General features: G+C 59.2%; 11 protein-coding genes. 5 read left to right on the top strand and 6 right to left on the bottom strand.

The genetic code is table 11. The features are described from left to right. Position 1 precedes the first annotated feature (1 nt). Positions 2–496 (bottom strand): (2Fe-2S)-binding protein, encoded by a 495-nt coding sequence (locus WD767_03905; protein ID MEX2615221.1) that lies wholly within the window; start codon positions 494–496, stop codon positions 2–4. Positions 497–611: 115 nt separating this feature from the next. Continuing rightward, on the bottom strand, positions 612–1,208 hold the full coding sequence (locus WD767_03900) for a glutathione S-transferase C-terminal domain-containing protein (GenBank protein ID MEX2615220.1): 597 nt from the start codon (positions 1,206–1,208) through the stop codon (positions 612–614). A gap of 377 nt (positions 1,209–1,585) precedes the next feature. On the opposite strand from WD767_03900, the gene WD767_03895 reads away from it, so the two are divergent. From WD767_03895 to WD767_03875, 5 genes are all read left to right on the top strand, one after another. Further along, positions 1,586–1,948 carry a response regulator gene (locus WD767_03895; protein MEX2615219.1) on the top strand — a complete coding sequence of 121 codons (363 nt, stop codon included), beginning with the start codon at positions 1,586–1,588 and terminating at the stop codon, positions 1,946–1,948. A gap of 110 nt (positions 1,949–2,058) precedes the next feature. Beyond that, complete coding sequence (locus WD767_03890) at positions 2,059–5,205, top strand: CheR family methyltransferase (GenBank protein MEX2615218.1); 3,147 nt, start codon at positions 2,059–2,061, stop codon at positions 5,203–5,205. 9 nt (positions 5,206–5,214) lie between these two features. Beyond that, positions 5,215–6,642 (top strand): phospholipase D-like domain-containing protein, encoded by a 1,428-nt coding sequence (locus WD767_03885; GenBank protein MEX2615217.1) that lies wholly within the window; start codon positions 5,215–5,217, stop codon positions 6,640–6,642. A gap of 154 nt (positions 6,643–6,796) precedes the next feature. Beyond that, positions 6,797–7,456 (top strand): endonuclease/exonuclease/phosphatase family protein, encoded by a 660-nt coding sequence (locus WD767_03880; GenBank protein ID MEX2615216.1) that lies wholly within the window; start codon positions 6,797–6,799, stop codon positions 7,454–7,456. A 110-nt stretch (positions 7,457–7,566) separates the two neighbouring features. After that, a complete protein-coding gene (locus WD767_03875; protein ID MEX2615215.1) occupies positions 7,567–7,854 on the top strand; it encodes a hypothetical protein in 288 nt (95 codons plus the stop codon). Positions 7,855–7,940: 86 nt separating this feature from the next. Here the strand turns inward: WD767_03875 and phoU are convergent, their stop codons facing one another. The 4 genes from phoU to pstC all read right to left on the bottom strand — a co-directional run bounded on the left by phoU (position 7,941) and on the right by pstC (position 11,443). Then, entirely contained in the window at positions 7,941–8,630 is a 690-nt protein-coding gene (gene phoU, locus WD767_03870) for a phosphate signaling complex protein PhoU (GenBank protein ID MEX2615214.1), read from the bottom strand. A gap of 48 nt (positions 8,631–8,678) precedes the next feature. Next, the gene (gene pstB / locus WD767_03865) at positions 8,679–9,476 is read right to left on the bottom strand and encodes a phosphate ABC transporter ATP-binding protein PstB (GenBank protein ID MEX2615213.1); all 798 of its coding nucleotides are present in this window, start codon (positions 9,474–9,476) and stop codon (positions 8,679–8,681) included. Positions 9,477–9,555: 79 nt separating this feature from the next. Continuing rightward, positions 9,556–10,389 carry a phosphate ABC transporter permease PstA gene (gene pstA, locus WD767_03860; protein ID MEX2615212.1) on the bottom strand — a complete coding sequence of 278 codons (834 nt, stop codon included), beginning with the start codon at positions 10,387–10,389 and terminating at the stop codon, positions 9,556–9,558. A 121-nt stretch (positions 10,390–10,510) separates the two neighbouring features. Further along, positions 10,511–11,443, bottom strand: coding sequence for a phosphate ABC transporter permease subunit PstC (pstC, locus tag WD767_03855; protein ID MEX2615211.1), 933 nt, complete (start codon positions 11,441–11,443; stop codon positions 10,511–10,513). Between the last annotated feature and the right edge of the window lie 33 nt (positions 11,444–11,476).

Here is an 11,476-nt window from a genome sequence, read left to right as displayed (position 1 = left end):
GTCAGCCGTCCTTCATCCGGTCGCGGGCCTGTTCCACCGCGGCGACGATGTTCGGGTAGGCCGCGCAGCGGCAGAGATTTCCGCTCATGTAGTCACGGATATCGGCGCCGGATTCCGCATGCCCCTCAACAACACATGACACCGCCGCCATGATCTGGCCTGGCGTGCAATAACCGCATTGAAAAGCGTCATGATCGATGAAGGCCTGCTGCATCGGGTGCAGTTTTCCGTCGGCGCCATAGAGCCCCTCTATCGTCACGATGTTCCGTCCGTCCGCCATGACAGCGAATGTCAGGCACGCGAGAGCCGGGCGGCCTTCCATATGGACGGTGCATGCGCCGCACTGGCCGTGGTCGCAGCCTTTCTTGGCGCCGATCAGGCCCAGCCGGTCGCGCAAGGCGTCAAGCAGGCTGGTACGCTCATCCACCGCGATCCGGTAATGGCTTCCGTTGACATGCAGATCGACAGTATGTTCCTGCGCCACGGTCTCGGTCATTCTCGCCTCAATGGCAGGTGCGGGCAGCCATGGTTCCCGTTCGGTTAACGGCGGCCGGGACAATTCGTTCCCGTTAACGCGACGTCAGCGGACCTGGATGGCGGTCGCCCGGAAATCATTGCTCTGTGGCGCGCATCGAGGGACGGTCGCGAAACCTGCGATACCATCGGGCAAGCGCGGGCGACCGGCTGCGCCAGTCGTCGTCCGGAAGATATTTATCGAGCCAGCCAAGCGTGCAGGCCACGGCTATCTGACCCAGATTGACGGGGCCGGTCATGACCGTTCCGGCAACCGATTCCAGTGTCTCTATTATCTGCTGCATGCGCTGCCATTGCGCGGACGCAACGTTGTCGCCTGTATCGGGCCAATGGAGCGCCTGGTAGCGGTATAGCGCCGCCTCGAACAGTTCTTCCGCCGCCGATTCAAGCTGATCGATTTCAAGTCGCGCCTCGCCGGCGCCGGGAATCATGCCCGGGCGTTCATGCAGACTGTCCAGACAGGCGCAAATCTGCTGCGCGCCGACAATGACAGTCCCGTCGTCCAGGGCCAGTCTGGGTTCCTGAACGACTCCCGCCGCCCGTGCCGCCTCCGAAGCCTCGACGTCCGTGCCGCCGGTCCGGACAATATCCAGTTCGTCTTCGAGGCCCGCTTCCATCGCCGTCACGAGTATGCTGCGCGTACTGGGAACGATTGGATTGCAATAGAGTTTCAATTGCTGGCTTCCGTCTCGCCGGGTATGGGCAGTTGCTGTGACGTATTTTCAGCAAACGCCGGATTTCGGTTTCGGGTTCCACATGGACCTGTGTCCTGTGCCCCGATTCTACCGATTGCGTCCTTGCTTTCCCCGTCGACTGGCAGTTGCAAAATCCTGGCAGCGTTAATACTATCTTAATGTGGCTTAATATCTGGACGGTAATGCGCGCCGCGAAGCCCTGTTGCCGGGGAACCACCGGCAGGGCGGTCTGAAGCGGGTTGCGGCGCCTGTCCAGTGACAATGCGACAAAATAAAGACCCTGACACTGACATTTGCGTTCCAAGGAGGCCGTAATATTCACGTAGATCTTTTGAAAGACAGGGGGGTGCCTTCCGATGGACGATATGCTGTCCCGTCATCGCATTCTCGTGCTGGAAGACGAGATGATGATAACGATTTTACTGGAGGAACTGCTCGACGAGTTAGGCTGCCGGAACGTGGTAGTGACGAGGAAACCTGCCCAGGCGTTGCGGGTGCTGACGGAAAAAGGCATCGACGCCGCGATCCTCGACGTGAATCTGAATGGTCAGGATAGCTTCGTGGTCGCCGACGCTCTCGCCGGGAAAGGCATACCGTTCATATTCTGCACCGGCTATAGCGACAGGGTTGTCGAGCCTAAATACGCGGACCGACAGGTCCTGAAAAAGCCATTCCGGTTATATGAACTGGAAACGGCGCTCCGGCGAATCCTGCAGTAGGTGCGCCCGAGGCTCCCGGGATGGAACGGTAATGGCGTATTTCGCGTTTACCGTACTCGCCGGCCACTTCACGGCGCGTTTCTGATGCGAAAATTCAGGATGGCGATGCATTGGCAACCGATTTTCCCATAGTGGCGCTGGGTTCGTCCGCGGGCGGGCTGGAACCGATGCAGGCGTTTTTCCGGACGATCGCGCCGGATACCCCTATGGGCTTTGTGGTGATTGCGCATCTTTCGCCGGATCGCGAGAGTATGCTCGTGGAGATTTTACGCCGTAGTGCGCCGATTCCCGTAAAGCCGGCGGTAGACGGCGATGCGGTCGAGCCGGGCAGCGTGCATGTTATTCAGCCAGGCACTTTACTGACGATTGAATCGGGGCGGCTGAAGGTGGCCGCCGCCGGAAACCAGCGCCCGCTCAACCAGATCGACATCTTTTTTTCCTCGCTGGCGGCGGATGCGGCGGAACGGGCGATCGGTATCATCCTTTCGGGTACAGGCAGCGACGGGACCATCGGCGTCAAGAGAATCAAGGAACATGGGGGCCTGTCCATCACCCAGGGCGCCGATCATTCCACACCGAAGCATACCGGCATGCCTGAAAGCGTCATAAGCGCCGGTCTGAGCGACTATATTCTTCCGCCTGAAAAGATGATGGATCGCATTACCGCCTACCTGAAGGCCGCGGAAAGTGTTGCAACCGCAATAGAAGAAGAAACGCCGACGCAGGATCCCGATGCGGTTCGTCTGGAGATATGCGCGCTGCTTGCAAAGCAGTTGGGACATGATTTCAGCGGTTACAAGGAAGGCTCGTTCATGCGCCGTGTGCAGCGGCGGATGCAGGTGCTGCAGATTTTCAACGTTGGCGACTATGTGGATACATTGCGCGACAATCCGGCGGAACACGAAGCCCTGTTTCGGGACCTGCTGATAGGCGTCACCTATTTTTTTCGCAACGACGATGCGTTTGAAAGTCTGGAAAAAAACGTAATTCCGGAACTTGTGGAGGATATCGACCCGAATACGGATGTTCGGGTCTGGGTTCCGGGATGCGCAACCGGGGAGGAAGTATACTCACTGGCTATCCTGTTGAGTGAAGGTGCGGCAAGGGCGGGATCGCGTCCCAAAATCTGCATTTTTGGCAGCGACCTCGCCGAGGACGCACTGGCGGCCGCGCGAGCGGGAAGATATCCGGCCCCGCTGCTGCGCGGCGTATCCGAAGAGCGCAAGGAACGCTTCTTCGACAGCGACGGTCTCACCTATACCGTTCGCAAGGAGTTGCGTAAACTGTGTGTATTCTCGCATCACAATATTACAAACGATCCGCCTTTTCCGCGGCTCGACCTGATATCGTGCCGCAATCTTCTGATCTATTTTGGCAGCGACCTGCAGCAGCAGCTACTTCCGGTGTTTCACTACGCTCTTCGATCCGGGGGATTCCTGTTCCTTGGGACATCGGAGAGCGTTTCCAGGGGAACCGAACTGTTTACGCCGGTGGACAGCACGAATTCGATTTTCAGGCGCAACGATGATCCGGGCCGCGCCGCGCCTGCCCCGATATTGCCCTTTACCAGAACCCGTTCGGCCGGCGAGGGGCATTACAGAAACAGGACGGCCGGCATGTCGGCGGTGAGTCGCGCCGTCGGTGAACTGGTCGTGGCGCGCTATGTCCCGCCGCACGTGGTCGTGGATCGTTCCGGGAATATTATCCATTCGTCGTCGGGCACCGGAAAATATCTTGAACTTTCCACCGGAAAGCCGATCCAGCAGATTCTGCCGATGGCCCGGAAGGAATTGCGCTTCGATTTAATGCTCGCCTTGAAGGAGGCCCGGGAAGGGAACCGCGCTGCATCCCGGCGTGGCATGATGCTTGAACCGGACAGCGACAAGGTACAGGCGGTCGTCCTGATCGTTGAGCCCCTGACCATCGACAGGGAAGAACCGCTGTATGTGGTCCTGTTTGACGAAACCGGACCGACGCAGGTCCGGGAGAATGACAGCATTCCCCTGCCGGCCAATCGCTCCGAAGACGATGGCAGACAGCTGGAGCAGGAATTGCACGAGATGCGTGAGCGTATTCAGCTGTTAACGGAGCAATATGAGATTTCATTGAACGAAGCGCGGTCCACGAATGAAGAGCTGCTTTCGCTGAATGAGGAGCTTCAATCGGCAAATGAGGAACTGGAGACCTCGAAGGAGGAGTCTCAATCGATGAATGAGGAGCTCCAGAGTGTGAATGCCGATCTGGAGTTGAAGATGCGCGCGCTCGATACGGCGCACAGCGACCTTCAAAATGTCTTCGCAGGCACGGATATTGCCGTTGTCTTCCTCGATCTGAACCTGCGAATTCGCATGTTTACGCCGAAAGTACAAGGAATTTTCAATTTGCTCCCGAGCGATCGGGGCCGTCCCCTGACCGACATTACATACAAGGTGGACCTGCCCGATCTGTGCGACAACATTCAGTCGGTTGCGAATTCCGGCGAACCGCTGGAACGGCGCGTGAATTGCGGCGATCAGCATTTCCTGATGAGAGTACTGCCGTATCAGGGCGGCGGCGAGGGAGTCGAGGGAACACTCGTGACGTTCGTGGATGTCAGCGAGATCGTGCATGCGGAGGATCACCTTCGCACCATGATCGACGAGTTGAACCACCGCGTACGGAACATGCTGACAGTCATAATGGCGCTGGCCAGGCTGACCGCCCGCCGCACCACCGATCCCGAAGCGTTCGTGGAGGTCTTCTCGGGCCGCCTGGAGGCCATGGCCACCTCCTATAATCTTATCTCGCAGGAGGGATGGACCAGTGTCGACCTGGCCGAACTGATCCGCGATGCAACGCAGGCGCATGAACTGTCCGGTGACGCTTGCATCTCGCTTTCGGGTCCGCCGTTGCGGGTCAATCCGAAGGCCGCCCTGGCGCTTGGCATGGTTTTGCATGAACTGGGAACCAACGCGGTGAAGTATGGCGCGCTTTCCGCGTCCGAAGGCAGGGTATCAATCGACTGGAAGACAGAACAGGACGAGATTGGAGACTGGCTTGTCCTACGCTGGCGAGAAACGGACGGTCCCGCTGTCGTCGCGCCCAGGGGAAGCGGCTACGGAACAACGCTGATCGAACGTGAAGTGGAATACGAACTCGACGGCACGGTGGATATCCGCTTCGACCCTGACGGTGTTCGTGCGGTGTTGAAAATCCCCATGCAGTCCCAGTCGCAGCTTATTACACCCGGAGCCGCAGCCCCGGCGACCGACTGCTGACATTCTTCGATGACCTATGTCCTGCCGGATTTATTCAGTCACGGAATGCTGATCGGCGTTATTCACGTGATCCTGGGAGGCGCCGTAACGATCCATGTTCTTCTCCGCCGCAGATCCGTCCGGGCCGCGATTGCCTGGATCGGGGTGGCGTGGCTGTCGCCGCTCTTCGGCGCAACCGCATATTATTTCTTCGGGATAAACCGCGTTGCCCGTCGCGCCTCGCGACTGCGTCAGGCGATCAATTTGCGCGCGGCTGCGCCGCAGGGATGCGCCGCCCCCGAGATTCCTGAAAACATCGGCCTCATAGCACGCGTCGTCAAACAACTGACGGGGCAGGCGCTGACCGGCGGCAACAGCATCGTTGCGCTGGAATGCGGTGACAAGGCTTACCCGGCGATGCTGTCCGCGATACGGAATGCCCGGCACAGCATCGCGTTTGCATCCTACATCTTTCGGGCCGACAGGGTCGGCCGGTTATTCATCAAGGCGCTTTGCGAAGCGCAAGCGCGGGGCGTCCATGTACGGGTGCTCATCGACGGCATCGGCGGCGGCTATTTTTACGCGCCCGCGGTTCGGGCGCTACGCCGCGAAGGCGTAACCGTTGCGCGCTTCCTCCATAACAGGCTGCCCTGGCGGATGCCGTATCTGAACATGCGCAGCCACAAGAAAATACTGGTCGTGGACGGCAGGACAGCTTTTACCGGCGGGATGAATATCGCTGACGAGAACGTTATCGGCCGTCACCCGGAGCATCCCGTTTCCGATATTCACTTTCGCGTGGAGGGCCCGGCGGTTCGCCACCTTATGGAAACGTTTTCGGAGGATTGGGGGTTTACCACCGGGGAGATGCTTGACGACGACGTCTGGTGGCCCGAACTCCACAATGCCGGTTCTGTCTGGGCGCGCGGCATAAGTTCCGGTCCGGATGAGCAGGTCGGAATTCTGGAAACCGTTCTGGCCGCCGCGATTTTTGCGGCCAACAAACGGCTACGGATTGTAACGCCGTATTTTCTCCCGGATGAGAAACTCATGTATGCGATAGAATGGGCGGCACTGCGCGGACTCTCGATAGACATCCTCATTCCGGAAAGGTCGGACCACCGCGTGCTGGACTGGGCCATGGGTGCGCATCTCAGGCAGCTGCCACCCGGCATCAGCATCTATCGGGTATCCCAGCCGTTCAGTCACGCGAAACTGATGACCGTGGATGGCCATTGGTGCCTGATCGGAACAGCAAACTGGGACACTCGCAGCACGAGACTGAACTTCGAATTCAATCTGGAGGCGTATTCCCGTGCAACCACCGCGGAAATTGACGGCATGATCGACGCAAGGATCGCGGTATCGCACCGGGTGCCGGCGTCGCAACTCGCGACGCAACCGCTTGCCTTGCGTCTGCGGGACGCGGCGGCGCGGCTGATGTTGCCGTATTTATAAGGTTTTGTTTGCCTGAAGTCCTTGAACTCCGTGCCGCTGTAACCATCTGTAATACCGGGTACCCTTGACCCGTATTCCATTTTACAAAAACCCGCAACATCCTGGTTGCTCGTCGGCCGGACGGAAGGACATTATTCTACAGGGAGTAGCCTGCGTGAAAGTAATCAGCTGGAACCTTCTGCGCCAGACAGGTGCGACTGTCGAAAACATTTCGATGCTTATCGACAGGGAGCGACCTGATCTCCTGTTGTTGCAGGAAGCGACGAACGATATTGAAGCCTTGACGTCGCTGGCCGGTGGAAACATCCGGCACATGCCGATGCCTGGCCGGATATACGGGCTGGCGGCCTGGACTCCGGGTCGCCTGGAGCAGCCGACGGAACTGTCGCTGCCTGTTTCCTCTCTGCCCGGCCGTCTGCCGCGCCGCATTGCGCAGATAGTGCAACTCAATGGAATTGCCTTTGCGAATATACATCTGTCGCACGGACAACGGCTGAACCGGCGTCAGCTTACTTACACGGCGGCGTCCCTTGAAGGTCCCGCCGCCATTATCGGGGATTTCAATGCTGTCGGTCCGATATTCCTTCGCGGCTTTACCGATATCGGTCCCCGTCGGGCGACGCACCGGGCAGCCAATGTCGTTCCGTTCCGGCTAGACCGATGTCTGGCGCGCGGCCTGCGCTGTACCAGTACCGGGATACTAGACCGCGGGCGTTCCGACCATTGCCCTATCGTTCTGGATCTGGCGACCTCCGGTGAGGAGTGCCTGGAAGCAGAGCCTGTCCGGATGATGTCATGGTACCGACGTCGGTAAGTGGAACCGCGACCGGGTCGATCTGAACAGGTGAGTCCGATAGACCTTACTGGAGAAGTGGCGCATCGGGTATGCAGCGGCAGGATATGCATCTCTGGAAGATAGAACCCGTGGCCGATCCCACGGATCCGCGCTGGCTGGACCATTCCCGCTGGGACGAAGTTATCGTGGAGGCGGAATCGTCCGGTACCGCCGTGGCCACCGCAGCCCGCGACCTGGGACCGGGCGGCCGGCACGTCGGTAACGAGAGTTCGCCGGAACGCTCCGGTTTCGAAGACGTAAAGCTGTACAGGGTCACACGGATAGGAAACGGTGAAAGGATCCCTTCGGCGAGTGCGCCACGTATCGTCAGGGCCGTTCGCAATGGCGTCGCCGTCGATCCGGGTTCCGTCGATTGACCTTTATCGTCGATGCGGGGCGCTATGATGGCATGCCGAACGGAACCGCGGCAGGTTCCATTCAATCCTGTGAAGCCGCCATATCTTCAATGAGACAGATCAGATTCACGTGTCGCCGACGGCATGTCTCCTTTGGTCATGAAACGGATTTCCTCGGCTATGTTGGTCGCGTGGTCCCCGATGCGCTCCAGGCTCTTGCCGACAAAAAGTGCCTGAATTTCGTTGGCGGCCGTTCCATGGGATACCTGAAGGTCAGCTATGATCGTGTGGAACAGGTCGTCATAGAGCTGGTCCATATGGTCGTCATTGCGATGTACCTGGTCCGCAAGCAAAACATCGCGATCGCCCAGTGCGCGCATCACATCGCGGAGCGAGCGCAAAACGAAATTGTGCAGCTGATCCAGAAGTTCCGCGCCTCCCCCGGAAGCAATCGGCTGGGGACCCGTGATCGACCGCTTGGCGATGTTCTTCGCGTGATCGCCTATCCGCTCCAGATTCGCCGCCACATGCTCCATTGCCAGTACTTCCCGCAGGTCGCGGGCAATGGGATTGAAACGGGAGAGTAACTCGACCACGGCGGCATTGATTTCGTCTTGCTGACGGTCGATGTCCAGATCTCTTCTTACCAGTTGTTTCGCGCCTTCGACGTCCCGGTCACGAAATACCTTTCCCGCTGTGTCCACCATTGCGATGACATGCTGTCCCATGGTCGAAATTCGCGAAGACAGATTGTCAAGGGCATCATCGAACGAACGCAGCGTATGCTTCTCAGTCATTTTCCGGCCTTCCGCGGTAACATTTCCAGAACTCAATCGCAAAGAGGATCAACCGTAGCGACCCGTGATGTAGTTTTCGGTTCTCGGATGCTTCGGCGCTCTGAAAATCTGCTCGGTTTCGCCGAACTCGATCAAATTTCCCAGATACATGAATGCCGTGCGGTGCGAGATGCGCGCTGCCTGCTGCATGTTGTGCGTCACGATTACGATCGTGACGCTCTCCGAAAGCTCTTGCACCAGGTCCTCGATCTTCGCCGTTGCGATCGGATCAAGCGCAGAAGTCGGCTCGTCAAGGAGCAGAATTTCGGGGTTCGACGCCAGGGCGCGAGCAATGCACAGGCGCTGTTGCTGCCCGCCCGAAAGGTCATAGGCCGAACCGTGCAGCTTGTCCTTGGTCTCGTCCCACACCGCAGCCCGTTTGAGCGCGCTTTCCACCGCTTCGTCGATCACCACGCGATTTCTGACGCCCCGCACGCGCAATCCGGCAGCGACGTTCTCGTATATGGATTTTGGAAAGGGGTTCGGTTTCTGGAACACCATACCGATGCGCAGCCGCACCAGTACCGGATCCGCATCGGGCCCGACCAGATTCTCGCCTTCAGGCTCGAGAATGATCCGCCCCTCGTAGCGGTTGCCCGGATAAAGGTCGTGCATCCGGTTGAGACTGCGAAGAAGCGTGGACTTGCCGCAGCCGGAAGGTCCGATAATCGCTGTCACCTTCCGATCGAGGATCGGCATGGTCACATTCTTGATCGCCTGCGTGCCGTCCGCATAAAAGAAGTTGAAGTCTTCGAGCCGGGCGCGCAGGTTCTCCTGCTCCGCTGCCGGCTTGATCGGGGGCGGCATTTTGTCATCCACCGGACCGGGAATTTCGGAGATCACGCTGGTCTGGGTACTGCTGAAGTTCATATCTTTCACCGTGGAATTAGTTTCTGTGCGCCTTGCGAAGCCGGTAGCGTATCCAGATCGCGATGCCGTTGAGCGAGAGGGTCAGCACCATCAGCACGACGCCGGTCGCCGCCGCGTTCGTGTGGAAATCGACCTGAGGGCGTGACACCCAATTGAACATCTGGATCGGCAGCACGGTGAAGGGCGCGGTCAGCCACTCGAAAGAAATGAATGGGAACTCACCCGACACCGGGGGCGGCGGCAGGAAGGCAATGAAAGTCAGTGCGCCGATCGTGATTATTGGCGCCGTCTCGCCGATGGCGCGACTGAGTCCAACGATGGCGCCGGTCAGGATACCAGGCCGCGCCGCGGGAATGATGTAGTTCCACATCACCTGCCATTGGTCGGCGCCAAGCCCGTAGGCGCCCTCCTTGATGACGCGTGGAATCGAACGCACCGCCTCGCGCGTGGACACGATAACGATCGGCAGGATCAGCAGCGCCAGCGTCATGCCGGCCACAATCACGGTCTTGCCGAGGTTCATGCCATAGACGAAGAGGCCGAGCGCAAGCAGTCCGTAAATGATCGAAGGCACGCCGGCGAGGTTCGCCACGTTGATCTCGATAATGTTCGCCAGCTTCCCCTTCCTCGCATACTCCTCCAGATAGAGGCCGGCTGCCACCCCGACCGGCACGGCAAGCAGCGCCGTTACCAGCATGACAAGGAGCGATCCGACCCAGGCCGAAAGGATGCCGGCGCGCGCGGCCCGGCGCGACGGGAAATTGGTCAGGAAATCGTAGTCGATCCGCGGCAATCCGCGCACCACGAGATCGCCTATCAAGGTGAGCAAAAGCGTCATGGCAATGGCCATGACCAAAAGCCCGCCAAGGGCAAAGACGATGTCCTTCCGCTTCGCTGCACGGACGGCGTTGAATGCAGCTCGGCTGGTATTGGTCGACGCGCCGAGATTTCCTTCCGTCGTAACGGCCATCTTAATAAGCCTCGCGGAACTTGCGGCGCAGATAGAAGCCGATGACGTTGAACGTGAGCGTGATGAGGAAGAGAAGCAGGCCGACCGCGAAGATCGTCGTGTATGCCAGCGACCCGTGCGCCACGTCGCCCAGGCTCATCTGCACAATGTATGCGGTGATGGTGGCCGCGCCTTCGCGCGGGTCCCAGGTGAGGTTGGGGTTTTGACCCGCGGCGATGGCCAGCACCATCGTCTCGCCCACCGCGCGCGACATGCCAAGAATGAACGCCGCTGTGATGCCGGAAAATGCCCCCGGAATGACCACCCTGATCGCGACCTGCCACTTGGCCATGCCGAGCGCGTAGGCACCCTCGCGCAGCCCGTTGGGCACGGCACGCATGGCGTCTTCGGAGATCGAGACGACATAGGGCAGAATCATGATGCCAAGGATGATGCCGGGCACCAGCAGGTTGATTCCCTTCAGCCCGGGGATGAAATTCTGCAGGAATGGCGTCATCACGAGCAGCGCGAAATACCCGTACACGACGGTCGGCACCGCTTCCAGCATCTCGAGCGCCGGCTTGATCGTCTCACGCACGGACGGTCTGGCGTACTCGCTGAGATAGATCGCCATGATCAGGCCGAAGGGAACGGCGATGATCATCGCGAGTCCGGCGGTCTGAAGCGTCGCCAACAGCAGGGGCAGCACCCCGAACTGCGGATCGGCAAAGACCGGAGTCCACATGGTGCCGAACAGGAAATCCGTGAGCGGAATTTGCGCGAAGAAGGGCCAGGCGTCACGCAGCAGGACGAACACGATGGCCGTGGTCACGAAGATCGACAGGGCCGCGCTGAGAAACAGAAAGGCGCGCATGACCTCGCCAATGATTTTTCGCCGCTTGACGAACCCGCTCTTGATCAGGTCCGAGCAGGTTGGAATGGCTGAATTTGGCAAGTGAACCCCCGATTAAATAGTTGTGGGGGGGGG

It is taken from the genome of Alphaproteobacteria bacterium (assembly GCA_040905865.1).
Classification (GTDB): domain Bacteria; phylum Pseudomonadota; class Alphaproteobacteria; order UBA8366.
The sequence above is the reverse complement of the archived record's forward strand: the minus strand, read 5'-3'. Positions and strand labels throughout refer to the sequence as shown.

Excerpts from the sequence above, each read along its gene's own strand:
- WD767_03905 (MEX2615221.1), bottom strand. The coding sequence starts at position 496 with ATGACCGAGACCGTGGCGCAGGAACATACTGTCGATCTGCATGTCAAC.
- WD767_03895 (MEX2615219.1), top strand. The coding sequence starts at position 1,586 with ATGGACGATATGCTGTCCCGTCATCGCATTCTCGTGCTGGAAGACGAG.
- WD767_03885 (MEX2615217.1), top strand. The coding sequence starts at position 5,215 with ATGACCTATGTCCTGCCGGATTTATTCAGTCACGGAATGCTGATCGGC.
- phoU (MEX2615214.1), bottom strand. The coding sequence starts at position 8,630 with ATGACTGAGAAGCATACGCTGCGTTCGTTCGATGATGCCCTTGACAAT.
- pstB (MEX2615213.1), bottom strand. The coding sequence starts at position 9,476 with ATGCCGCCCCCGATCAAGCCGGCAGCGGAGCAGGAGAACCTGCGCGCC.
- pstA (MEX2615212.1), bottom strand. The coding sequence starts at position 10,389 with ATGGCCATTGCCATGACGCTTTTGCTCACCTTGATAGGCGATCTCGTG.